We start from the raw sequence: 25,065 nt of genomic DNA, 5'->3' as shown, positions 1-25,065 counted from the left end.
CCTAGAGTTCAAATAAGGAGAAAGGCGTTCTATGTAAGTAGGTGTTTTTAGTTTGGATAAAAATAGAACAGTTAGGTGGAATAAATGTTTAAAGAACCTTATATTACGATGATAAAGGATTGGAAAGGATACAAAGCATACAAAAAATTGCCGAAAACAGTTTTTCTTATGACTGGTTCAATGCTGGAATTACCAGAGCGTGTATATGAATTGCAGAAACATGGACATGATGTATTTCTTCATTGTGATTTTATACAAGGCTTAAATACGAATACAGAGGAAGCGCTTTTGTATATTCAAGATGTTATCGGGGCACAAGGTATTATTTCAACAAAGGGTTCAACAATTCGAAATGCTAATAAAATTGGATTGAAAACAATTCAACGTATTTTTATTGTAGATACTTTATCTCTTACTAAATCAATTGAAAATTGTAAAACGACTAAACCAAATGCAGTAGAGATTATGCCGGGGATTATGCCTTCTATTATTAAGCAACTAGTAGAGGAAATAGAGTTTCCTATTATTGCAGGAGGGCTGATTCAAACGCGAGAAGATGCGGAAATTGCAATTCGTGCAGGAGCAAGTGCGATTTCAACAAGTCATTATGAAGTATGGATACAAGAAGAAAAAAGGAGTGCAACCTTGTGATTGAATTGAAAAATGTTTCAAAGGTATATAAAAATGCAGAAGAGACAGCGGTTAAAGGCGTATCGGTTCATATTAAGAAGGGTGAATTTTTTGTTTTAGTTGGACCTTCGGGATGCGGGAAAAGCACATTATTACGAATGATCGCTGGCTTAGAAGAGATTTCTTCAGGAGATTTAATTATTAATGAACGTGTTGCAAATGATCTAGAGCCGAAAGACCGTAATCTATCAATGGTATTTCAAAATTATGCATTATATCCACACTTATCTGTAGAAGAAAATATTTTATTTGGACTTAAGGTAAGAAAAGTACAAAAAGAAGAGCGACAAAAGCGATTAATGGAAGCTATTGAAATGGTAGGACTGAAAGAGTATGTGAAAATGAAACCAGGCCAATTATCAGGCGGACAAAGACAGCGTGTTGCACTTGCCAGGGCAATTGTGAGTCAAGCGCCAATCTGTTTAATGGATGAACCACTTTCGAATTTGGATGCGAAATTACGTGCGCAAATGAGAATTGAAATTAGAGAAATTCAGCAGCGATTAGGAATTACGATGATTTACGTTACCCACGATCAAATAGAAGCGATGACTATGGGTGATCGTATCATGGTTTTAAATAAAGGAAGTATACAGCAAGTTGGAACACCACTTAACATATATAACGAACCAGCAAACGAATTTGTTGCAAGCTTTATAGGTTCTCCTTCTATGAATATAAATGATGGGGAAGTAAATAAAGAAAAAGGTGTATTACATATAGGACAATTGCAAATTCCATTATCTATTAGACAGTTAAAGCAATTACCAGAAGGAACAATTCGCATAGGCATGCGCCCTGAGCATATTGCACTGTCTGAGGAGGGACAAGAAGTGACGTTGCAATCTGTAGAAGTATTAGGGAATGAATCTATATTGAACTTTGCGGTAAATGGAACAACTTGGAGTGCGAAAGTTATCGGACAGTTACTCCTGAACAAAGGTGACAAAGTAAAATTATTATTCCCGCAAGAAAAGTTATGCTTCTTTAACGAAAACACGAATGAACGCTTAAAAGTGGTAGCTGAAGAAGAGTTGAAAGTGGTGGCGAAATAATGATCGAAGTAAGTAAGTTACCAGTTCAAACAAAGGTGTCAAAAAAGAAAAAATTATGGGAGAGAACGAAAGATTTAAGAATAGGATTATTGTTTTTGGCGCCATCTATTTTGCTATTTTCGATTTTTCTGTTCTATCCATTGTTTAGGACGATTTATTATAGTTTTTATTTAACCGATATACATGGAGAAGCTAATCTTTTCGTTGGCTTAGAAAATTATCAATATTTATTCTCTGATCCAGCCTTCTACAAAAGTATAAAATCAACTTTATTATTTGTTTTATATACAGTTCCTACGAGTATTATATTTGCTTTGTTTCTTGCATTGATTGCAAATGGAAAGGTAAGAGGTATTGGGTTATTCCGAGTTCTGTTTTCTTCGACGATGGGAATATCAGTAGCTGCTAGTGCAGTGATTTGGCTATTTTTATTTCATCCAAGTGTAGGATTATTTAATAATATATTAGCCTCTATGAACCTTCCTGCAATCGCATGGTTAACGAGTCCGGACTGGGCACTATTCTCTGTATCAGTTACAACAGTTTGGGTGAATACAGGTTTTGCATTTTTAGTTATATTAGGTGGTTTACAAAATATTGATACGTCTTTATATGAGAGTGCATCTATAGATGGCGCTAGTTATTTATATAAGCTTCGCCGTGTTACATTACCGATGCTATCACCAACTTTATTCTTTATTGTAACAGTAACATTAATTAGTGCGTTCCAAAGCTTTGGACAAATTGATATTTTAACGCACGGTGGACCAAATGATGCAACGAATTTAATTGTGTACTCGATTTACAAAGAGGCGTTTGTGAATCATCAATTTGGAACAGCAAGTGCACAAGCGATGGTATTATTTGTTTTCATTTTCGTTGCTACATTACTTCAATTTAAGTTTGCTGAGAGAAAGGTGCATTATAAATGATTGTTAAACAGTGGAAACAAAATTTCCTATTATACATGCTACTCATTATTAGTGCAGTGATGGTATTTTTTCCTGTACTGTATGCATTTTTAATAAGCTTTATGACACCAGACGATATTCAAATGAGAAGGTTATTTCCGACCCAGTTTACTTTTGATAATTTCATTAATATTTTTCAAAAAGTACCGCTTTTTACATACTTATATAACAGTTTAATTGTATCGACAGTCGTTATGATTGGACAACTTATCGTATCAAGTTTAGCAGCTTATGCTTTTGTTTTTCTTCAGTTTAAAGGGAGAAACTTAATTTTCTTCCTGTTTGTTTCAACGATGCTTATTCCGTGGGAAGCAACGATGGTGCCTAACTTTTTAACGATTCAAAACTTTGGCTGGATCAATAGTTTCGCCGGGATGACAGTGCCGTTTTTTGCAACAGCTTTCGGTATTTTCTTGTTACGCCAACATTTTATGACACTCCCGAATGAACTGAAAGAAGCTGCTTTTATTGAAGGGATTGGAAATATAAGATTTTTATTCAGCGTTGTAATACCGTATTGTAAAACGAGTTTTATTACGCTTGGAGTATATAGCTTTTTAACAACATGGAATATGTATTTATGGCCACTTTTAGTGACCACTGATGAAAAAGTAAGAACAGTGCAAATCGGTGTAAAGCAGCTTCAGTCTCAAGAAGTTGCAACTGATTGGGGAAGCGTAATGGCCGGTGTTACGGTTATCGTTATTCCAACATTGATTTTACTATTTTTAGGGCAAAAGCAATTACAACAAGGATTAACAAAAGGTGCAATTAAATAACTAAGAGAAGGTGGGATTTAAATGAGTCTAGTTAAAAAAGGTGCTGCTCTATTAATGGTAGCAACAATGGCATTATCTAGTGCAGCTTGTTCAAATAGTAAAACAGAGGGAAAACCTGAAGCACAGGCAAAAGTAGCACCAGTTGAAAAAAATGGTGATAAAACTGTAATTCGCTTCTGGCATGCGATGGGTGGAAAAACACAAGGAGTATTAGATGGTCTTGTTGCAGACTATAATAAGTCGCAAAATAAATATGAGATAAAGGCAGAGTTCCAAGGGACATATGAAGAGTCTTTAACGAAATTTAGAACGATGTCTGCAACGAAAGAAGCGCCAGCTCTTGTTCAATCGAGTGAAATTACAACGAAATATATGATTGATAGTAAAAAAATCACACCAATTGATAGCTGGATAAAAAAAGATAAGTACGATACGTCAAAATTAGAAAAAGCAATTACAAATTATTATTCAGTTGATGGAAAAATGTATTCTATGCCATTTAATTCATCTACACCAGTATTAATTTATAATAAAGATGCTTTCGCAAAGGCGGGCTTAGATCCAGAGAAAGCTCCAAAAACATATGCGGAATTACAAGAAGCAGCGAAAAAGTTAACGATTAAAGAAGGCGGAAATGTAAAACAATATGGATTCTCCATGCTTAACTACGGTTGGTTCTTTGAAGAATTGTTAGCGACACAAGGTGCTTTATATGTAGATAACGAAAACGGCCGTAAAGATGCTGCAAAGAAGGCGGTATTCAACGGTAAAGAAGGACAGAAAGTATTTGGAATGTTAGATGATTTAAATAAAGCTGGCGCCCTTGGAAAGTATGGAGCAAGTTGGGATGATATTCGTGCCGCGTTCCAGTCTGGACAAGTTGCTATGTATTTAGATTCTTCAGCAGGTGTTCGTGATTTAATCGATGCATCTAAGTTTAATGTAGGTGTTTCATATATTCCGTATCCAGAGGATTCGAAACAAAATGGTGTTGTTATTGGTGGAGCATCATTATGGATGACGAATATGGTTTCAGAAGAAACGCAACAAGGTGCTTGGGACTTTATGAAATATTTAACGAAGCCAGACGTACAAGCAAAATGGCATACTGCAACAGGTTATTTCTCAATTAATCCAGATGCATATAATGAGCCATTAGTAAAAGAGCAATATGAAAAATATCCACAGTTGAAAGTAACAGTAGATCAATTGCAAGCGACGAAGCAATCTCCAGCAACACAAGGGGCTTTAATTAGTGTATTCCCAGAATCACGAGATGCAGTTGTAAAAGCATTAGAAGCGATGTATGACGGGAAGAATAGTAAAGAAGCGTTAGATGAAGCTGCCAAAGCAACAGATAGAGCAATTAGCATTTCAGCTCGTACGAGTCAAAAATAAGAGAAAGCCGTATCCTTAAAAGGGATACGGCTTTCTTTATAGGGAGATAAGGGATCAAAGAAATGATGAAGTCTTATCTCTTTTATATGAGTAAAGGGTCTAGAGTGAATGTTGTCCTTTTCATTATTTATTTAACTCCATTGCGACTTGTTTACCATTTACGAAAACCTCTACTACCGCTACTACAACTTCCATTACTTTTTTCATCTCTCATCTCTCCTTATTTTTTGTTTCATTTCTTACTCTCAGTATAAGGAAATACAGTAATTACAACTATCGAATTGGATGACAAGAGACTTACATTGTTGTAAGGATAATAGTTTAGTTTGTAATAAAGTGAAACTGTAATCAGTGGGGGGCTTACTGCCCGTTAATGCGGGATTTCAATTCTGAACTTTCTGTCGTTTTGAACTATAATTAGAAAGAGGGGGGATAATATGAAAAGAATTCTTGTTATTAGTGATATTCATGGAGAGATAGAAAAGTTCGAACAGTTATTGGAAGAAGCTCAATATGATGCGAAACAGGATCAATTAATCTTACTGGGAGATTATGTAGATCGTGGTCCAAATGCGCGTGCTGTAATTGAAAAGGTAAGAGAATTGAAAAAAGAGGGAGCACTCATTTTAAAAGGAAATCATGAAGATATGATGATTAAGGCGTTAACGACAAATGAGGAACGTTCATGGAACCATTGGGTAAAAAGAAATGGTGGAGATAAGACATTATATAGCTATGGATTTGTAGAAGAAGATATTGCGGTTAATGAGAAAGACTTCCAAAAACCGATTTTACACTCTCGTGTATTAGAGGAACATATAAAGTTTATTCAAGAATTAGATCATTACATTGAAACAGAAGAGTATATATTTGTACATGCTGGGGTTGAACCGATGAAACGAGTTTCTGAATCTGAACCATATACATTAATGTGGATCCGTAATGAATTTCATAATGGATATAGCGGTGAAAAGGTTGTTGTATTTGGGCATACGGAAACAAAAACGCTTCATGGTAGTGAGGATTGCGGAGTGTATTTTGGTAGTAATCGTATTATTGGGATTGATGGCGGGGCTGTGTATGGCGGTCAGCTAAATTGTTTAGAGTTGCCGAGTAAAAAGGTATATGTAATAAAAAATTGAAAGAGATAAGAGGAATCTTATTTCTTTCAATTTTTTATTAAGCTAAATTTAAGACAAAGTTTTTATAATAAAACTTCAAAATTTTAGAAGGAAATAGTTAAAAATGAAATTACGTAATGTAACTACATTCTTTTGTTATAAAGAGAAGAAATGTAATAATAAATAGAATTGAACTATTTGATGGAAGGTGAGAGCATGCGTTTACTTGTAGTAGAAGATAATGCTTCGTTATTAGAGTCTATCGTACAAATTTTACGTGATGAATTTGAAGTAGATACGGCAATAAATGGAGAAGATGGATTGTTTTTAGCTCTTCAAAATATATATGATGCAATTTTGCTGGATGTGATGATGCCAGGGATGGACGGATTTGAAGTGATTCAAAAAATACGAGATGAAAAGATTGAAACACCAGTCCTGTTTTTGACAGCGAGAGATTCTTTAGAAGATCGGGTGAAGGGATTGGACTTTGGTGGAGATGACTATATTGTTAAGCCATTTCAGGCCCCTGAATTAAAAGCGAGAATTCGTGCTTTACTACGCAGAAGTGGTAGTTTAACAACGCAGCAAACAATTCGTTATAAAGGGATTGAATTGTTCGGAAAAGATAAAGACGTTCAAGTAGATGGACAAAGTATTAAGTTGACATTGAAACAATATGAGCTACTAGAGTATCTCATTCAAAATAGCGGGAAGATTTTAATGCGTGAACAAATTTTTGATCGTGTTTGGGGATTTGATTCAGATACTACAGTAGCGATTGTAGAAGTATATGTGCATCATTTGCGTAAAAAATTAGAACCATTCGGTTATCAGAAAGATATTCAAACCGTTCGAGGTATTGGATATATATTAAAAGAACAATGAAAAAAGGAAGTATGTTTCAAAAAACACGCATTCGTTTGACTATAGTGAACTCATTAGTATTTATTCTATTAATAGGTATATTAGGTAGTATTATTTATTCATACACATATAAGCGTATTTATAATGAAGTGGATCAATCTATAAAAATGATGGCTCAGTATAGAGAAAAATTAGATGTTAAAATACCACCAAGAAAACGCATGGAGAATATCCAAATTGGAGATCCGCGAGTGACTAGAATAACTTGGAATGGAAAAATAGTGAAAATAGAGGGCGATAACCGTAAATTCCGTTCTATTTTTGAAGAGAATTTGGAAAGTTTTTCTCCCGAAAAATTAGAGGAGTTACAAGATATTGAAATACAAGGACGATATTTTAGAGCATTTTCGCTTCAAAAAGATGGAGAAATAGTTCAAATCGTGCGAGATATAACAGCGGAAGAAGGAATGTTAAATACTTTATTTTTAATTCTCGTTATAGGTTGTAGCATAGGAAGCCTCTGTGCGATAGGTATTGGCTTTTTCCTAGCTGGTAGAGCACTTGTACCTATTCAAAGTTCATGGGAGAAACAGCAACAATTCGTTTCTGATGCATCACATGAACTCAGGACACCACTTGCAGTTATTCAATCAAAAACGGATGTTTTATTCCAGTCACCATCCGCTACGATAGAAGAAAAAGCGATGGATATTTCTACAATTTCAAAAGAATGTAGGCGGTTATCGAAACTCGTTAGTAATTTATTATTGCTAGCACGTTCTGATTCTAATCAAATTGAGATGGATAAGAAAACATTTGAACTTGATAAATTGTTAGAAGAAATAGTAGCTCCATATAAAGAGATTGCTTCTTATCAAGAAAAAGAAATGATGCTAAAAGTAGAACGTGGTGTATCTTTTATGGCTGATAGAGAGCGGATTCATCAAATGATGGTCATACTGTTAGATAATGCGATGAAGTATACAAACGAAGGTGGGCATATTCAAATTGATTGCACGCAAACGAGTAGTTCAATTCGCATACAGGTGAAAGATGACGGGATAGGAGTGAAAGAAGAAGATATTCCGAAATTATTTGATCGTTTTTATCAAGGGGATAAAGCAAGAAGTACGTCAGAAGGAGCTGGATTAGGTCTTTCAATCGCAAATTGGATTGTAGAAAAGCATTACGGAAAAATATCAGTAGAGAGCAAATGGGGAGATGGCACTTGTTTTGAAGTGATTTTCCCTAAAAACCAAAAAATATAAGTAAGAAGACGACCTTGTTTTTACAGGGTCGTCTTTTTTTAAGGTAAAGTTAAGAAACTATTTATATTATGTATGGCATAAAGAAAGTTCGTTACATGAAGAAGAGACTAGGTGTATGTGAGTGGGGGTTATCAATCATAATGTTATCTCAAGCAGCGATGAGATGTATGTATAGTATTAAAAAAACTAGGGGAATGATGGGAAAGAAAGTATAAGAGGGAGGAATTAATTTTGAAAAAGAAAATGATGACGGTATTCACTATTGGAGTAATGAGTTTAAGTATATTAGGGGGTGCCTCTCCTTCTGAAACACAAAAAGGAAAGACAGATTACACGCAGCGCAGTAAAGAACAATTGAACAATGGTAAGATACATGCAGTGCATACAGAAGAAAAAGCAGAGAAACTAGGTATTGAAACGGAAGGAAAAGAACAAATTACACTAGAAAAAGAAATTCATGAAACAGAAGTAGGAAGGGAAGCAGAGCAGTTAGGCATATCGATTGAAGGAAAAGATGTTGGGACGCTGTCAGAAGAAATCTATGAAACAAAAGTAAAGCAAGAAGCGTTAAAGCTAGGTATATCTATAGAGAATACATCAATTGTAGATTTAATTACTCAAATTAATGCGATTAAAATTAAAGATGAAGCAGATAAATTAGGTATTTCGACAGATGGAAAAGAAATCGAAGACATCGCGGAAGAAATCTACGGAAAGAAAGTAAGAGAAGAAGCAGAAAAGCTAGACATTTCTCAAAAAGGAAAAGAAATTGAAGAGTTAGCACAAGAAGTGTACGAACAAAAAGTACAAGAAGAAGCAAAAAAACATCATATTGATTTGTATGGTAAAGATATATATCAAATATTAAGAGAAATTAATGAACAAAAGGTGCTACAAATGGCAGATGAGCTTAATATGGATAAAATGAATATGAATATTCAAGAGTTAGCGGAAAAGATAAAAAAAGATCAGCCTGAAAAAGGAAAAGAACTAAATTTTGTACCGATGGTACGAACGGATGCTGACGCATTTTATTCTTATTTAACGAATTAATAAGGGTGTGAAAGCGATAAGAAAATTGAAGTGGTATATATGTACAGCTTTACTAGGTGCAGCAATATGGAGTGTATATACAAATGGAATTCCAAAGTATGTAGAGAAGTTAACATTCTCAAATATACAAAGAGGAAAAGAAACGGAGTTTAGTAATAACGATGAAAAAGTCATCTTATCAAATGTTCCCTTAATTCAGCAGTTACCAGAATTGGATAGAGGCTGTGAAGTGACGAGTTTAGCGATGATGTTACAATACGCTGGTGTTTCAGTGGATAAGATGACATTAGCAAATGAAATAAAAAAAGTTGATTTTATAGACGATGGTGTGCGCGGGAATCCAAATGAAGGATTTGTAGGTAATATTTATACATTTTCTGAATCGGGATATGGTGTATATCATGGGCCACTTTTTCAGTTAGCGGAAAAATATTTACCTAATAAAGCTGTAGACTTAACAGGGAAGAATATAGAAGAAATTTATAAGAGTATAAAAGCAGGGCAACCTGTAGTCATGATCACAAATGCAACATTTGCACCATTAGATGCAGATGAATTTACTACATGGGAAACAAATAGTGGAGATGTTTCTATTACGTATAATGAACATTGTATTGTACTTATCGGGTATGATCAGGAATCTGTATATATTCGAGATCCACTTGAGGGTAGCTTAGATGTAAAAGTACCGAGAGAAACCTTTGAACAGGCATGGGCGCAAATGGGAAGTCAGGCAATTAGTTATGTAAAGAGCGTCAAATAAATTAGGACGAAGAGTTTTAGTAATATGACTATAAGGCGAAGGATAAAGATTTGAGGATTATAAGAGAAGTTTTATAGAGTATAAGCTGTTAAGAAATAAGAGAACTTTAGCATATATAATGCTAAAGTTCTCTTATTTTTATGATTAAAATACGTATAAGGAGTGAATATGCAAAAATGCATAATTGACGAAAAAATTACATGTTATCATTATATATTGTTTTATATATGTTAATTGTATAAAATGACACAAGTATCCACATTACATAAAGGAGGCTTATTATGCAAAAAATATTTAACTGGGTTAAATGTATGAGTATCAATAAAAAATTAATCATTTCATTTTTTATTATTTTAACTATACCAGGAATTATTATCGGTGGTGTTTCATATCAAACTGCCAAAACAAATTTTGAACATCAAATGACAGCTAAAGCAAAGGAGAATATTTCGATTTTAAATACTGTTATTTCTCAAAATATAGAAGAGAAATTTGTTGATGCGACGTACTTTGCAGACATCTTAACAGAGGATACATATCCAAACGGACAAGAAGAAATAGTAAGAACGAAGTTAGCGCAATATATAAAGCTTCATCCAGAAGTAGAAGGTATTTATATTGGAACAGAGACGGGAAAGTTTATAAGAGAACCATTTATCCAGATGGCTGATGGGTATAATCCAACAGATAGATCTTGGTATAAAGAAGCACATGAAAATAAAGGAAAAGTAATTGTTACTGCACCATATCAGTCAGCATCTACAAAAAATATGGTAGTGACAATTGCAAAAGAAGTAAAAGATGGTAAAGGTGTTATAGGAATTAATTTAAACTTAGATAACATCTTAAAAATTTCCAAAATGATTAACATTGGTGAAAAAGGTTATGCAGTTATTTTAGATCAAAATAAGCAAATTGTTAGTCATCCATCTAGAAAACCAGGTGCAAAAGTTACTGATCCTTGGATTAAACCAATTTATGAAGATAAACAAGGAAATGTGTCTTATACAGAACAAGATGATAAAAAGAATTTAATCTTTGCAACAAATGAGAAAACGGGCTGGAAAGTAGTTGGCGTTATGTTCGATGAAGAAATTACCCAAGCTGCCAGTCCAGTGTTTTATAAGACTTTGATTGTCATTGCTATCGCTATTGCATTTGGTAGTATATTAATTTATTTCATTACAAAGTCTATTACAAGGCCATTACGAAAAATAGCTGAATCGGCATATAAAATTAGTAAGGGAGATTTAACAGAGAAAATTACAATCCATTCCAAGGATGACATAGGGAAATTAGGGAATTCATTTAATAAAATGTCTACGTCTTTACAAGATGTTATTACCCAAATTAGCTTTTCAGCAGAACATGTTGCAGCATCGGCAGAAGAGTTAACAGCGAGCGTACAGCAAGCAAATGATGCGACAGATCAAATTACAATTGCAATGGAACAAGTATCAGGTGGGGCTGAATCACAAAGTCAAGGTGTTGAAGAAGGTGCGGCTACATTGCAACAAGTAAATACAGCAATTCAAGATGTAACTGGAAGCGCAGAGTCAATTTCTATTTCCTCATTACATGCGCGAGAAAGAGCTGAAGAGGGAGAAGATTTAGTTGAACAAACTGCAAAACAAATGCAGTCTATTTCTAGGTCGGTATCCGAGTCAGATGCTATTATTAAACTGCTTGATGAGAAATCAAAGCAAGTAGGAGCTATTTCTGAAGCAATTCAAAACATCGCAACTCAAACAAACTTATTAGCTTTAAATGCGGCTATTGAAGCAGCAAGAGCAGGTGAACAGGGACGAGGATTTGCTATTGTAGCAGATGAGGTTAGAAAATTAGCAGAGCAATCAGGAGAGTCATCTGGAGAGATTGCAAATTTAATTGCAGAAATTAAGGCGGATATTGAACATACTGTTAAGGCGATGGATAATGTGAATGGAGAAGTTCAACAGGGCCTTGATGTTGTAACAAAAACGAAAGTAAGTTTTACGGAAATTTTAAGTTCTACTACACATATTGTTTCTCAAGTTAATCAAATGGTAGAAACAACGAAGAGAATTGCTGGAGATGCAAATGAAGTGACAAATGCTATTGATGAAATTGCAGCTGCTGCAGAAGAAAATACAGCTAGTATGCAAAGTGTTGCAGCTTCAACAGAAGAACAGGTTAATTCCATGGAGGAAATTAGTTCAGCTTCGCAAAACTTAGCTGAGATGGCAGAAGAACTACAAGCGATGACTAGTAAATTTAAAGTATAATAACAGCAGATAAGTAAGGTGAAAATAATATCACCTTACTTATTTTTCTATTCAGCAATTAGGGGAGTCATTAACGGGATGAAAAAAAGAAGAAGACTATGGAATTTATGGAAAACGATTACATTGTTAGTTTGTACAGTTGTAATTTTTTCTTTACTTGTGACAGATATATTAATTAGTCATAATGTAGAACGGACGACGGAAGATAGCCAAGCAGAGAAGGCAAAAACAATTGCACACATTGTGGCGAATGATTCGATTGTAATCGATGGTTTGGTTGGGAAAGCAGATACCTCTGCAATCCAAACGTATACAAATAGAATATTACAAAACACAGGTGTTCAGTTTATTGTAGTTATGGACATGAATGGAATAAGAAAGTCACATCCAAATCCTCAAAAAATAGGGCATCATTTTATTGGGGGAGATGAAGGGCCTGCATTGAAAGGAAAAGAACATGTATCGTTAGCAGAAGGAACTTTAGGTATTTCCATGCGAGTGTTTGTACCAATATTTTCTGAAACAGGTGAACAACTTGGAGCTGTGGCTGTTGGTATTTCAGCAGATAATGTAAAAGAGAGAGTTAAGGAAAGTAGACATATCATTTATATTGGTGTCGGAGTTGGTGTATTAGTCGGAATTATAGGAGCAATATTGCTAGCTAGACATATAAAGAAAAGTTTATTCGGTCTTGAGCCGCACAGGATAGCAAAAATTCTTGAAGAAAGAAATACGATGCTACAATCTGTAAAGGAAGGTATTATTGCTGTAGATAAAGAGGCTAGAGTAACATTAATTAATAATGAAGCGAAACGTCTATTTAAAAAAAGCGGACTTGAAGAAGATTTTATCGGTAAAGATGTTGAGTTGTATATGCCAAATTCACGTATAAAAGAAGTATTGCAAACGGGAGAAGTACAATTAAACGAAGAACAAAATATTTATGGAATTACGATTGTGACGAATCGAGTTCCTTTATATGTAAAAGGAGAAATAGTTGGTGCAATTGCAACATTTCGTGATAAAACAGAGATTAGAAAACTAGCAGAGGAACTAACTGGTATTAGACTATATGCAGAAGCATTACGGGCACAATCTCATGAGTTTATGAATAAGATGCATGTCGTATTAGGGCTTACACATATGAAGCAGTATGAAGAATTACAGAAGTATATAAGCGGCATGGTATCAGAGCATCAATATGAAATTGGTGGAGTTATGAAAAGAATAAAAAGTCCAGTATTTGCTGGTTTTTTACTAGGTAAGCTCAGCTATGCTAGAGAGAAAAATATAAAATTAATTATAAGTGAAGATTCTTATATGCCGGAAATAGATGATGAAAGTATTACTCATGAACTTATTACGATTGTCGGAAATTTAATTGATAATGCATTAGAGGCAGTTACGAATTGTGAAAAGAAGCGAGTTGAAGTTAAGATACAACATGGGGATATACTAACTATTACAGTACAAGATACGGGAAAAGGTATACAAGAAAAAGAAATAGAGGAATTATTTACGAAAGGTTATTCCACAAAGGGAGATAACCGCGGTTATGGTTTGTATCTTGTAAAAGAAAGTATACAGCGAATAAATGGGGAAATTCATATGCATTCATTAGTAGGTAAGGGAACAACGATAACAATTGAAATACCTAAAGGTAGGGATGAGAGGCAAATATGATTAAAGTTTTAATTGTAGAAGATGACCCGATGGTAGCAATGCTAAATACGCATTATTTAGAGCAAGTAGGAGGATTTGAACTTGTTCAAGCAGTTAACTCAGTAAAGTCGGCGATCGAAATATTAGAGAAATCACGAGTAGATTTAGTATTACTTGATATTTTTATGCCTGAAGAGACTGGTTTTGAGCTTTTAATGTATATCCGGAACCAAGAAAAAGAAATCGATATTATAATGATTTCAGCTGTACATGATATGGGAAGTATTAAAAAAGCATTACAATATGGTGTAGTAGATTATTTAATTAAACCATTTACATTTGAACGATTTAAAGAGGCATTAACTATATATCGAGAAAAACTTACTTTTATGAAAGAACAACAAAAAATTAGTCAATCGGAATTAGATTCGTTAATTTTACAAAAAGAAAAAAGGGAGCCTACTGTCACGAAAGAGCTTCCGAAAGGGTTAACGAAGCAAACGTTGCAATTAATTTGGCAGAAGATCGAGTCGTTGAATGGAAGAGTGTTTACAACAGATGAAATGGCACAATTAGTTGGAATTTCAAGAGTTTCTATTCGAAAATATGTAATGTTTTTGACTGACATTGGGGTGTTAGAAAACGAAATGATGTACCAACATGTGGGCAGACCTGTAAGTAAATTAAGATGTGTTGATCAAAAGAAAATAGAGTTTTACGTATAAGCGACTTAATATAAGTCGCTTATACTTTTTTTAATTACAAAATCAATTACAAAACTTACAAAAACTATTTTTACTATTGAAAGCGTTTTAATATTGTTATTAAGAAAACGAGGGGGTGCCATATGGGAATTCAAAAGAATGTGGAAGCGGTATCATTTTCTGAAGGAAATGAAGTACAAAGAGAATCTTTCGCTTCTAAAATTATGAATGTAAAAATCGGTGTTATACCTTTACCGTTATATGTAGTATTGGCTGCTATTATTTATGGGGCATCTGTATATAATAAATTGCCAGCAGATATGATTGGTGGATTTGCAGTTATTATGATCATGGGGATTTTCTTAGGCGATATTGGGATGAGAATTCCAATTTTAAAAAATATCGGCGGTCCAGCAATACTTTCGTTATTTATTCCATCATTACTTGTATTTTTTAACTGGATGAATCCAGCTTCAATGGAAGCTGCGACTATGTTAATGAAAAAATCGAACTTTTTATATTTATATATTTCTTGTTTAGTAGTCGGAAGTATTTTAGGAATGAACCGTAAAGTGTTAGTACAAGGTTTCGTTCGCATGTTTATTCCTTTAGTAGTAGGGACATTAGCTTCTGTAGCAGTAGGATTATTGGTCGGTTCATTATTTGGATTTGAAATGAAGCACACATTCTTCTTTATCATCGTACCAATTGTGAGTGGTGGTATCGGGGAAGGGATTTTACCATTGTCGCTAGCTTATAGTGATATTTTAAATGAATCATCAGCGACGTTTGTATCACAGCTTATTCCAGCAGCTATTATTGGAAATATGTTCGCAATTGTAAGTGCAGGGTATATGAAGCGTTTAGGTGAGAAGAAACCGGAGCTTAGTGGTAACGGTGTATTAGTGAAAACAGACAATCAAGCAGAATTATTAAAAGAACAAAATACAGAGAAGCCAATTGACTTCTCATTAATGGGAGCAGGTTTATTAATTGCGTGTACGTTCTTCATCTTCGGAGGATTTGCTTCTAAGTTCATCGGTATTCCTGGGGCAATCATTATGATTTTTTCAGCAGCACTTGTGAAATACTTTAAATTAATGCCAGCAAAAATGGAGCAAGGAGCATTCCATTTATATAAATTTATTTCGAAGAATTTAACTTGGCCTTTAATGGTTGGATTAGGATTGCTATATATTCCGTTAAAAGACGTAGCAGCAGTTCTTTCAGTAGGATATGTTGTTGTGTGCGCATCGGTTGTTCTTACAATGGTAGCATCAGGTTTTCTTGTAGGGAAAGTGATGAAGATGTATCCAGTTGAATCGGCGATTGTAACTGGATGTCATAGCGGTTTAGGCGGAACTGGAGATGTTGCTATTTTATCGGCTTCAAATCGTATGGAATTAATGCCGTTCGCGCAAATTTCAACTCGTTTAGGCGGGGCGGCAATGGTTGTAACGGCGACAATATTATTAAAAATGTTTTCATGATCAAACAAGCTAGCTATATTCGTATAGCTAGCTTGTCAAATTAAGGGGAGATTATAAGTATGTTAGCAAATCAAATTAATGAAAGATCATTGTTATTGCATAAAGAATTAGTAGGGAAAATTGAAATTACAAGTAAAGTGGAGGTAAATTCAGCGGATGATTTAAGCCTGACGTATACACCAGGTGTAGCGGAGTCGTGTAAAGCGATTGCGGCAGATGAAGAAACAGTGTATGACTATACAGCACGTGGCAATATGGTGGCAGTTGTTTCAGATGGAACAGCGGTACTCGGTTTAGGAAACATTGGACCGAAAGCCGCTATGCCTGTTATGGAAGGAAAAAGTATTTTGTTTAAGAAGTTTGCGAATGTAGATGCTTTCCCATTATGTTTAGGCACAACGGATGTAGATGAAATCGTTACCCTTGTAAAAAATTTAGAGCCTACATTTGCAGGGATTAATTTAGAAGATATTGCAGCACCGCGTTGTTTTGAAATTGAAAAACGATTAAAAGAAGAAACGAATATTCCTGTATTCCATGATGATCAACATGGAACAGCTATTGTCGTTTTAGCAGCTGTTATTAATGCATTAAAAGTTGTTAGCAAACAAATGGATAATGTGAAAATCGTTATTAACGGTGCGGGTTCGGCAGGAATTGCAATTGGAAAATTATTATTAAAGGCTGGTGCAAAGCACATTACGCTAGTTAGCCTAGAAGGTATTGTTTGTGAAGGTGAAACATGGATGAACGAAGCACAAATTGAAGTTTCAAAAAAGACAAATCGTGAACATGTGCGTGGAACGTTAAAAGAAGCAATTCACCAAGCTGATATTTTTATTGGCGTATCTGCTCCTAACGTATTAACGAAAGAACTTGTACAGACGATGAATGAGAAAGCAATTGTGTTTGCAATGGCTAATCCAATTCCAGAAATCTTCCCTGAGGATGCATTAGAGGCTGGGGCAGCTGTAGTAGGAACTGGACGCTCGGATTATGCGAATCAAGTAAATAATGTATTGGCGTTTCCCGGAATATTCCGCGGTGCGTTAGATGTGCGCGCAACTGATATTACAGAAGAGATGAAATTAGCGGCAGCATATGGGATCGCTAACATCATTACTGATGAAGAACGTAATGCGAATTATGTAATTCCGAATCCATTAGATAAAAGAGTTGTTCCAAGTGTTGCAGAAGCAGTAGCGAAAGCAGCTATTGATTCAGGCGTGGCACAAATTACGAAAATACCACGTTATTAATAGCGAAAAGCAGTGCCTAAAAGGCACTGCTTTTTTGAGATGAGAAATCAAAATAATGAAGAAGTGTAGAATTATTTATGTTTCTTCACTATTTATTTAATTCCATTGCAACTTGTTTACCATTCACTAAAACCTCAGTTACTGCTACGATCACTTCTATCATTTTTTTCATCTCTCATCTCTCCTCGTTTCATTTCTTACTTTAAGTATAAGAGAAGAGAGATAATTCAACTATCGAAGTACATGACGTAGAAATTACATTGTTGTAAGAAAGTGGCTTATATTTGTCACTTTACTCAGCGGTGATTACAAACTGATCATAATATTTTTCATTCACATATATATTTAATAACCATAATCCAGATGAAGGTAGTGACATAGTGAGAGGGAGTTCGTTTGTAGTAGAATCGATTGTATTTGAAGTAGTCCAAGTTTGTTTGGAAGTTTCTTTTTGAAAGAGTACTTGTGTCGGAGTTACAGATCCTTGTTTTAGCGCAATAATAGACAATTTTCCAGTCGGTATTTCAGAATCTAGAAAGTGCCACATTATTTCATTTTGTTCATTTGCGATAATAGGACTATCAGCCATTGCGACTTTACCTTCGATGCCTTTTAAAGGCATTTTTCCTTCTACGAAAGAAGGTGTTTCTTCCCAATTTACATCTTTTAAAACACTAAGGTGAAAGAAGGAAGGTGCGTTCACTTGAGTGGATGACGTTGCTATTACGTCTTTTTTTTGTTCTTTTGAATCCGGTTGCGTTTGTGTGCATCCAGTGATGAGGAAGGAGAGAAGTAGCATAGTTCCGATTTTTTTCATGGTGCCACACTCCTAGTTTTTATTGTTAGTGTAATTGTATTTGCTAGAAGGCGGGACAATTCCTTTAAAGTATAAAAAGAGGTCGTAAGTTTTGTACGACCTCTTTTGACATTTTTATCACGTAAAAGCCCGATTGGTGTAGGTTAATAATTAGTGGGAGATAGTCCCCACTAATTAAAGTTTCATTTTATATTTGTTCCGTTGTATAGGTTGGTTCGGTTTCTTTTTGAGGCAGCGTCAAAAAAATAACGGACAGAACGATACATACGCCGCCTAATAATTGATATGTTCCAAAAGATTCATTTAGCCAAGTGATTGAAACGATGGCAGCTACAAGGGGTTCAATGCTAGATAAAATGCTTGTTTCTGTTGCTGCTAAATATTTAAGACTACCGATATATAGAAGGAAAGAAAGGGTACCACTAATAATGATAAGAATAAGCGTAGAAAAAGTTTTTAGTGTAAGGGTTTGTGAAAATTGATTCCACCCGAATGAACGATTATAAATAAGTAGTGCAATTCCTCCGATTAACATCCCCCAACCAATTACTACAGTTGTCCCGCATTCTTTAATGAGAGAAGCCGGATGAAGGGTATAAAATGCAAATCCGATTGCTGTTAATAGTCCAAAAATAATAGCTTCTTTGGATAAAACAATATTTTCAATTGAGCCATTTGTAATAATAAAGTATGTTCCTATTAGCGCGGCTATAATTGCGAATAGTTGCATGGAAGCAGGGAATTTTCTTTGTTCAAATGCAACATACATGGTAATAAGAACAGGACCTAGAAATTGAAATAGCGTTGCTGTGACTGCATTACTAATATGAACCGTTTCGATAAAGGCGTATTGCGCACCGAGCATGCCGAGAATAGAGAAAATAATAAGTTGTATAGAATATCTAGGGTGTTTCCAAATTTGAAATATGTTTTGTTTCTTTATAAGTAAGAAAGACAAAATAAATATTCCTGCAAGCAACAATCGAATTGTTAAAAAATCAATTGAGGATACATTAGTATGTTGAAATAGCCACTGAATCATTGGACCAGATAATCCCCATAATGTAGCCCCTGTAATAATCATAATGAGTCCGATACGTCTACCATTGTTCATTATCATGTTTCTCCTCTCCAGTATTTGATTTTTTATGTGTGACATGATAAAAGGAATTATATATAACTTCTGGTACTGTAAAAAGTATCAGATTTTAGTTTTATTAAGGGGTCAGATGCTATGTTAGAATTAACGCCTAATTTAAATATGAATAGTAAAAAGGCATTATATGTGCAATTGTATGAGTATATAAAAAAAGAGATTAAAGATGGATCAATTGTCCCTTTTACGAAATTACCGGCTAAGCGAAAGTTAGCGATACATTTACAAGTAAGTAAAAATACAGTAGAGGCAGCGTACGAACAATTACTTGCAGAAGGTTATATTGAGTCGATATCGAGAAAAGGTTATTTTGTATGTAAGATTGAGCAAATGGTTCATATAGAGGATAGCGGAGATAGAATAGAAGAAGTACCGTTTCAGGAGAAGAGTTATAAATTTGATTTTACACAAACAGGAATTGATACAAATGCTTTTCCATTCAATATGTATCGGAAAATTGTAAATGAAATATGGCAGCCGCATAATAACGAACTTCTCTTTCTAGGACACCCTCAAGGAGAAGCGAGCTTAAGAGAAGAGATTACGAATTATTTGTATGAATCTAGAGGTGTACGTTGTTCAGCTAGTCAAATTGTATTAGGAGCGGGAACACAAATATTAGTGAAACTATTGTTTCAATTGTTAAAGGGAAGCAATTATGCAGTTGAAAACCCAGGGTATCATAGAAAGATGGTTGTTTTTGAACAGGGAGAAGCAAGAGTCCAAATGTTATCTTTAGATAGAGATGGAATTTGTATTGCAGATTTAGAAAATAGCAATGCGAATGTTGTATTTGTTACACCTTCCCATCAGTTTCCATATGGAATGATTATGCCTATTACGAGAAGGATGCAGCTTTTACAATGGGCAAAGAAAGAAGAGAGCAGGTATATTATTGAAGATGATTACGATAGTGAATTTCGCTATTCTGGAAAGCCTATACCGGCGCTGCAAGGGTTAGATACAGAGGGGAAAGTTATTTATATGGGGACGCTATCTAAAGCATTATTGCCATCGCTACGGATGAGCTATATGGTGTTGCCGAAGAAATTAATTAAAAAGTATCAACAGCAATATTTATTTTATACACAAAGTGTTTCAAGAATGGACCAAGAAGTGATTAGAAGATTTTTAAATGAAGGCTATTGGGAAAAACATATTCATAAAATGCGTGTCGTCTACCGAAAGAAGAGAGATCGACTTGTTTTTGAAATAGAGAAGTATTTCTCTAATCGTGTTGAAGTGATAGGAGAAGATTCGGGATTACACATTTTATTAAAAGTGCATAATGGAATGCGGGAAGAAGAATTAATTCAAGAAGCTGCGAAACATAGTATCAAAATATATCCTGTGTCTACGTACTATAAAGACGGTACGGCGCCTGAGAATGTAGTTTTACTTGGGTTTGCGATATTATCAGAGGGTGAGATTGCGAAAGCGATTCAATTATTACACACGGCATGGTTTACAAGAAAGTAAAAAACATCCTCCAAACATGAGGATGTTTTTTATTATTTATTTTCATCTAAGAATAAGACCATATGCTCTTCGTCCCAATATTGTCCGTTATATTTTAATGAACGTTCTTGTACACCGAATGTTTTAAAACCTAATGATTCATAAAGTTTTTTCGCTCCATCGTTGCCAACAACAACATCAAGCATAACTTGTTCTACTTCTAAAGATTTAGCAAGCTCAAGACATTCTTTAATAAGTGCTTTTCCTGCTCCAAGTCCGCGTGCTTTTGGAGATACATATACAGAACCGATTTTAGCTTTATGTTCTTGTTTTACATATGGTTTCGTTTCCAGTGTTGCAACCCCGATTAATTTTCCATCTTTAAATGCACCTAGCGTATAGTTTTCGTCTTGTGCTAATTTTTGTGCTTTATATTCAATCGCACACTCTTTATTAATAATATCTTCATAAGAAGAGCTGAATGCTTCAGGGTTTTGCTTTAATCCTTCTACGCGAAGTTCTAAGTAAATTTCTGCTTCGTCTTTTGTTAATACATGGATATCCAATTATATCACCCTCCAAATCTTTGCAAATGTACCTTTATTTTATATTGAAATAAGAATAATTTCAAAAGCTTAGCTTATATGAGCTGTTGTTATGAACAAAATAACACCAGTAGTGTTTACTACTACTGGTGTTTTCACACGCATATTATTCAAAAGGTAGCTCAATTATAAAGTTTGTTCCCGCTCCTAATTGGCTTGTTACTAGAATAGAACCGTTATGCAATTCTACAATTTCTTTTGCAACAGCTAGCCCGATGCCTTTTCCGCCTGTAGCTCGTGTTCTGGATTTATCAACACGATAAAAACGGTCAAAAATATGCGGGATATCTTCTTCAGGAATACCTTCACCTTCATCTTGTACACTTATTGTAAAAGAATCTGTTTCCATGAGTACACGTATCGTAATAGATGTGTTTTCTGGCGAATGTTGATAAGCGTTGTGTAATAAATTTAACATAACTTGTTCCATACGTCTTTCGTCTATGCAAACTTCTAAATCATCTTTGCAATATACATGAAGTTGCATTTGCTTATTTGTTAATGTTGTTTTTGTTTTTTCAACCATTCGTTCTAAAAATGGCTGAAGAAGCACTTTTTGTTTTTTTATAACAAATTGGTGTTGTTCTAATTGTACAAGCATAAATAAATCTTGGACGAGATCGGTTACACTATCCGTTTCATCCTCAATAATTTGTAAGTATTCTTCTCGCTCCTCTTTTGTTAAAGAGTCTCTCTTTGCTACCTTCGCATAACCTTTCATATAGGTCAATGGAGTTAATAGTTCATGAGCGACACTAGCGAGAAATTCATTGCGCTCTTTTTTCATATACGTAAGTTCACTCGATAAATCTTCAATTGTTTTTGCTAAACTTCCGAGTTCATCATTTCGTTTAATACCTAATTGAATTGGCTTGTTTAATTTTGACATTTTTTCTGTCGCTCTCTTCATTTTTACAAGTGGTTCTGTAATAACGCGTGAAAAAACAAAGACAGAAATTGTTGTTAAAATAATTGTTAAAACGCTAATGATAAGAAATTGGTTCATGAGTTTAAGTAACATATTTTCTAGGAAAGATGTTTTTAATAACATATATAGCTTTCCTTGAAACTTTGTTGTGTTAAGTGGGCTTACTGTTGTGATGAACTTTGATTTTTTCCAGTTCCTTTCAACGACCAATCCGCCGTCTGGGACAGTTTCTGTTTTACAAGTAAGTTGTTTTTGCATATCTTTTGTTACGGGTTCTGAGGTGGAAATAATTTTGCCGTTATGGTCAGTAATAATGATAGCTATATCGGAGTTAGAAATTGATTCCGATTCAACTAAGTGTGCAGCCTCATTCGTAATATCGAACTCAGGGTACACAGGACGTTTAGGATTTTTATTATGTTCAGCGTGTTTCATTTCTTTATAATATTCATCCCGTCTCTCGCGGCTTTTAATTTTTTTACTATAGCGATTACCTTTCTCTAAAAGAGCATCTGTTTCCTCTACAATACGCATTTTTGAAAGGCTTTTATAAAAAGATACGAAGGCAATTGTTTCAATACATAAAGCTAATATTAAAAAGTATGTCCCAATTTTAAGGGAAAGTTTACTCATTTTTTCACCATACCTTATTCATAATAAAGAGTCAGTGGTATACGATTTCCCACTGACCGAAGTAATTATTCACTTTTCCATTTATATCCGACTTTATAGACCGTTTCTAGGTAATCTTCAATAGGAAATCCTTTTTTGCGTAGTTTATCACGGATATTACGAATGTGTGAATCAATTGTTCTATATTCGATATCTGTTTCATAGCCCCAAATTTTTTCGATTAAATCATCTCGGCTATAAGCACGGTTTGTATTTTGTAAAAATAGTCCGAGTAACGAAAATTCGATAGGAGTTAATGAGATTTTTTCATCATAAACTGTGACAGTATGTTTCGTTTTATCCCACTCAATACCATTGAAACTAACAAAGCCATCTTTTTTTGTACGGCGTAATATAGCCTCGATTCGTGCGACTAATACATGCTCATCAAATGGTTTTGTAATATAATCATCTGCGCCCATCGTGAGGCCTTTCACCATATCGTAGTTTTGGTTGCGAGCTGTTAACATAATGATAGGAACGTTGGAAATTTGACGAATTTGATAGCAAGTATCCCATCCATCCATACTTGGCATCATAACATCTAATAAAATAATATCGAATTCTTTTTGTTCGATTAATTTTAGTGCTTCAAGGCCAGAGGTAGCTTTCATACAAAAATAGCCGCGAGGGCTTAAGAACAGATCTAATAATCGTAACATACGTTCTTCATCGTCTACTAATAAAATTTTTACCATAATCTTGTGCACCCCAAACTGTTCATTCTACTTGTATAGTTTACATGAAAATAATAAAAAACTCTTTTTATGTGATTGAATGGAGGGCTGATTTTTTCGCTCAGAGTAATTGACATAAAAAATGCACTAGTTTTGCACAACTATTTTTTATAATAGAAAACGTAGCGACACAAAATACCCTATGTTGCGACATAACGTCATGTCATTTTATTTATAAAATGACAATTCCATTCTATTGTGTATGTGAGATAGAGAGGGTTTTCGTATTCACCTCGCATCGGATAAGAAAAATTTCCTATCTCACACTTTTTTTAAAAGGAGATCATACACATGAATTCAAAAGAAGAAATTTCAAAAAAAGAAAAGCAAGATCGTAATACGGTTGTCATGTGCGTTGCCGTATCTATGGTTATTATTATAAGTTGCGTAAATAAAATTTTGGGGATTTTATAATATAAAAAAAGCTGATTGCTTCTTAAGAAGCAATCAGCTTTTTTCATTGTTAGGGGGAGTGTTCATATAATAAACCAAGGTAAAATTGCTAATCCAGAAGTTACAATTGCTGTAGTAAATATTAAAAGCATAGCTCGTTTGTTTTGTTTCATGTCACATTCTCCTCTACATATCAAGTACATGCGATCAGCGTGGGATGTAGTTCCTCACTGAGTAAAGTTTCACTTTATATTTTTAGTATAATGAATGGAAAGGTTTGGTACGATCGATAAAGGTGACATGAAGATTACATTGTTGTAATGAAAAAAGCATCTTTCTTAATAAAAAGATGCTTTTGGAAAACTATATTGAAGTATTAATCATTTAAGAACAGAACCATATGTTCCTCGTCCCAATATTGACCGTTATGTTTTAATGAACGCTCTTGTACGCCGTAAGTTTGGAAACCTAATGACTCATATAATTTTTTTGCTGCATCGTTACCAACTACAACATCGAGCATAAGTTGTTCTACATGTAATTTATCGGCATTTTCAATAATTGCTTTAATTAGAGCTCGTCCTGCTCCAAGGCCACGCGCTTTTGGGGAAACAAAAACGGAGCCAATTTTTGCTTTATGTTCTTGTTTAATGAAAGGCTTTGTTTCTAAAGTAGCGATACCAATTAAATCGTTATCTTTGAAGACCCCTAGAGTATACTTATCCGGATTGCTTAATCGTTTTGCCATAGCAGCTACAGGATCCTCATGTTTCAAAACATCTTCATAGGAAGAGCTAAAAGCTTCCGGGTTCTTCGTTAAACCTTCCATACAAACTTTTAAATATATTTCTGCGTCCTCTGTCGTTAATAAGCGAATTTCCATAGTTGTAACCTCCTTGGTCGATTTCAAATAAAATAAATCCATTACTTTTATAAGAGTGTGTATGTGTTTTGT

23 protein-coding genes and 1 pseudogene are annotated in these 25,065 nt (G+C 34.5%); 18 read left to right on the top strand and 6 right to left on the bottom strand.

Going from position 1 to position 25,065, the window contains the following annotated elements:
* Window positions 1-84 precede the first annotated feature (84 nt).
* The 16 genes and pseudogenes from MKY38_RS19400 to MKY38_RS19330 all read left to right on the top strand — a co-directional run bounded on the left by MKY38_RS19400 (window position 85) and on the right by MKY38_RS19330 (window position 17,344).
* Window positions 85-651: a glycerol-3-phosphate responsive antiterminator gene (locus MKY38_RS19400; protein ID WP_048535601.1), complete on the top strand. Its 567-nt coding sequence runs from the start codon at window positions 85-87 to the stop codon at window positions 649-651.
* Entirely contained in the window at window positions 648-1,745 is a 1,098-nt protein-coding gene (locus MKY38_RS19395; protein WP_000571389.1) for an ABC transporter ATP-binding protein, read from the top strand. The genes MKY38_RS19400 and MKY38_RS19395 overlap by 4 nt, the downstream gene beginning before the upstream one ends.
* The gene (locus MKY38_RS19390) at window positions 1,745-2,677 is read left to right on the top strand and encodes a carbohydrate ABC transporter permease (protein WP_000573797.1); all 933 of its coding nucleotides are present in this window, start codon (window positions 1,745-1,747) and stop codon (window positions 2,675-2,677) included. Before MKY38_RS19395 ends, MKY38_RS19390 begins: the two co-directional genes overlap by 1 nt.
* The gene (locus tag MKY38_RS19385; protein WP_000635949.1) at window positions 2,674-3,495 is read left to right on the top strand and encodes a carbohydrate ABC transporter permease; all 822 of its coding nucleotides are present in this window, start codon (window positions 2,674-2,676) and stop codon (window positions 3,493-3,495) included. Before MKY38_RS19390 ends, MKY38_RS19385 begins: the two co-directional genes overlap by 4 nt.
* A gap of 21 nt (window positions 3,496-3,516) precedes the next feature.
* Window positions 3,517-4,893 carry an ABC transporter substrate-binding protein gene (locus MKY38_RS19380; RefSeq protein WP_000060602.1) on the top strand — a complete coding sequence of 459 codons (1,377 nt, stop codon included), beginning with the start codon at window positions 3,517-3,519 and terminating at the stop codon, window positions 4,891-4,893.
* A 437-nt stretch (window positions 4,894-5,330) separates the two neighbouring features.
* Window positions 5,331-6,035: a metallophosphoesterase family protein gene (locus tag MKY38_RS19375; RefSeq protein ID WP_000821975.1), complete on the top strand. Its 705-nt coding sequence runs from the start codon at window positions 5,331-5,333 to the stop codon at window positions 6,033-6,035.
* A 195-nt stretch (window positions 6,036-6,230) separates the two neighbouring features.
* Window positions 6,231-6,902 carry a response regulator transcription factor gene (locus MKY38_RS19370; protein WP_001238623.1) on the top strand — a complete coding sequence of 224 codons (672 nt, stop codon included), beginning with the start codon at window positions 6,231-6,233 and terminating at the stop codon, window positions 6,900-6,902.
* Window positions 6,899-8,149: a sensor histidine kinase gene (locus MKY38_RS19365; protein WP_000715832.1), complete on the top strand. Its 1,251-nt coding sequence runs from the start codon at window positions 6,899-6,901 to the stop codon at window positions 8,147-8,149. Before MKY38_RS19370 ends, MKY38_RS19365 begins: the two co-directional genes overlap by 4 nt.
* A gap of 231 nt (window positions 8,150-8,380) precedes the next feature.
* Entirely contained in the window at window positions 8,381-9,202 is an 822-nt protein-coding gene (locus tag MKY38_RS19360; RefSeq protein ID WP_000728587.1) for a hypothetical protein, read from the top strand.
* Between the two features lie 7 nt (window positions 9,203-9,209).
* Window positions 9,210-9,965: a C39 family peptidase gene (locus MKY38_RS19355; RefSeq protein WP_002023225.1), complete on the top strand. Its 756-nt coding sequence runs from the start codon at window positions 9,210-9,212 to the stop codon at window positions 9,963-9,965.
* 281 nt (window positions 9,966-10,246) lie between these two features.
* Window positions 10,247-11,290 (top strand): annotated as a pseudogene (locus MKY38_RS29355) (cache domain-containing protein); the annotation flags it as partial.
* Window positions 11,282-12,229, top strand: coding sequence for a methyl-accepting chemotaxis protein (locus tag MKY38_RS29350; RefSeq protein ID WP_433846465.1), 948 nt, complete (start codon window positions 11,282-11,284; stop codon window positions 12,227-12,229). The pseudogene MKY38_RS29355 and the gene MKY38_RS29350, both read left to right, overlap by 9 nt.
* 78 nt (window positions 12,230-12,307) lie before the next feature.
* Window positions 12,308-13,912, top strand: coding sequence for a sensor histidine kinase (locus tag MKY38_RS19345; protein WP_000747345.1), 1,605 nt, complete (start codon window positions 12,308-12,310; stop codon window positions 13,910-13,912).
* Window positions 13,909-14,616, top strand: a complete 708-nt coding sequence (locus MKY38_RS19340; protein WP_000598666.1) for a response regulator — start codon at window positions 13,909-13,911, stop codon at window positions 14,614-14,616. Before MKY38_RS19345 ends, MKY38_RS19340 begins: the two co-directional genes overlap by 4 nt.
* A gap of 122 nt (window positions 14,617-14,738) precedes the next feature.
* A complete protein-coding gene (locus tag MKY38_RS19335) occupies window positions 14,739-16,085 on the top strand; it encodes a 2-hydroxycarboxylate transporter family protein (protein WP_000512722.1) in 1,347 nt (448 codons plus the stop codon).
* 59 nt (window positions 16,086-16,144) lie between these two features.
* Window positions 16,145-17,344, top strand: a complete 1,200-nt coding sequence (locus MKY38_RS19330) for an NAD(P)-dependent malic enzyme (protein ID WP_000880780.1) — start codon at window positions 16,145-16,147, stop codon at window positions 17,342-17,344.
* A gap of 292 nt (window positions 17,345-17,636) precedes the next feature.
* Here MKY38_RS19330 and MKY38_RS19325 read toward each other — a convergent pair whose 3' ends face one another.
* Together MKY38_RS19325 and MKY38_RS19320 are read right to left on the bottom strand one after the other, a co-directional pair.
* Entirely contained in the window at window positions 17,637-18,161 is a 525-nt protein-coding gene (locus MKY38_RS19325; protein WP_000719692.1) for a DUF4871 domain-containing protein, read from the bottom strand.
* A 187-nt stretch (window positions 18,162-18,348) separates the two neighbouring features.
* On the bottom strand, window positions 18,349-19,275 hold the full coding sequence (locus tag MKY38_RS19320) for a DMT family transporter (protein ID WP_065223317.1): 927 nt from the start codon (window positions 19,273-19,275) through the stop codon (window positions 18,349-18,351).
* A 120-nt stretch (window positions 19,276-19,395) separates the two neighbouring features.
* On the opposite strand from MKY38_RS19320, the gene pdxR reads away from it, so the two are divergent.
* Complete coding sequence (gene pdxR / locus MKY38_RS19315; protein WP_065223316.1) at window positions 19,396-20,796, top strand: MocR-like pyridoxine biosynthesis transcription factor PdxR; 1,401 nt, start codon at window positions 19,396-19,398, stop codon at window positions 20,794-20,796.
* 32 nt (window positions 20,797-20,828) lie between these two features.
* Here the strand turns inward: pdxR and MKY38_RS19310 are convergent, their stop codons facing one another.
* From MKY38_RS19310 to MKY38_RS19300, 3 genes are all read right to left on the bottom strand, one after another.
* The gene (locus tag MKY38_RS19310) at window positions 20,829-21,341 is read right to left on the bottom strand and encodes a GNAT family N-acetyltransferase (protein WP_000351212.1); all 513 of its coding nucleotides are present in this window, start codon (window positions 21,339-21,341) and stop codon (window positions 20,829-20,831) included.
* Window positions 21,342-21,486: 145 nt separating this feature from the next.
* Entirely contained in the window at window positions 21,487-22,941 is a 1,455-nt protein-coding gene (locus MKY38_RS19305; protein WP_000041024.1) for a HAMP domain-containing sensor histidine kinase, read from the bottom strand.
* A 65-nt stretch (window positions 22,942-23,006) separates the two neighbouring features.
* The gene (locus MKY38_RS19300) at window positions 23,007-23,678 is read right to left on the bottom strand and encodes a response regulator transcription factor (protein ID WP_000238957.1); all 672 of its coding nucleotides are present in this window, start codon (window positions 23,676-23,678) and stop codon (window positions 23,007-23,009) included.
* A 330-nt stretch (window positions 23,679-24,008) separates the two neighbouring features.
* On the opposite strand from MKY38_RS19300, the gene MKY38_RS19295 reads away from it, so the two are divergent.
* Window positions 24,009-24,131 carry a hypothetical protein gene (locus tag MKY38_RS19295; protein ID WP_001085006.1) on the top strand — a complete coding sequence of 41 codons (123 nt, stop codon included), beginning with the start codon at window positions 24,009-24,011 and terminating at the stop codon, window positions 24,129-24,131.
* A 355-nt stretch (window positions 24,132-24,486) separates the two neighbouring features.
* On the opposite strand, the gene MKY38_RS19290 is transcribed toward MKY38_RS19295, so the two are convergent.
* Window positions 24,487-24,993, bottom strand: coding sequence for a GNAT family N-acetyltransferase (locus MKY38_RS19290; RefSeq protein ID WP_000405875.1), 507 nt, complete (start codon window positions 24,991-24,993; stop codon window positions 24,487-24,489).
* Between the last annotated feature and the right edge of the window lie 72 nt (window positions 24,994-25,065).

Source organism: Bacillus sp. FSL R5-0585 (assembly GCF_038004545.1).
Lineage (GTDB): Bacteria > Bacillota > Bacilli > Bacillales > Bacillaceae_G > Bacillus_A > Bacillus_A cereus.
This window is presented reverse-complemented; position numbering and strand designations above follow the sequence as displayed.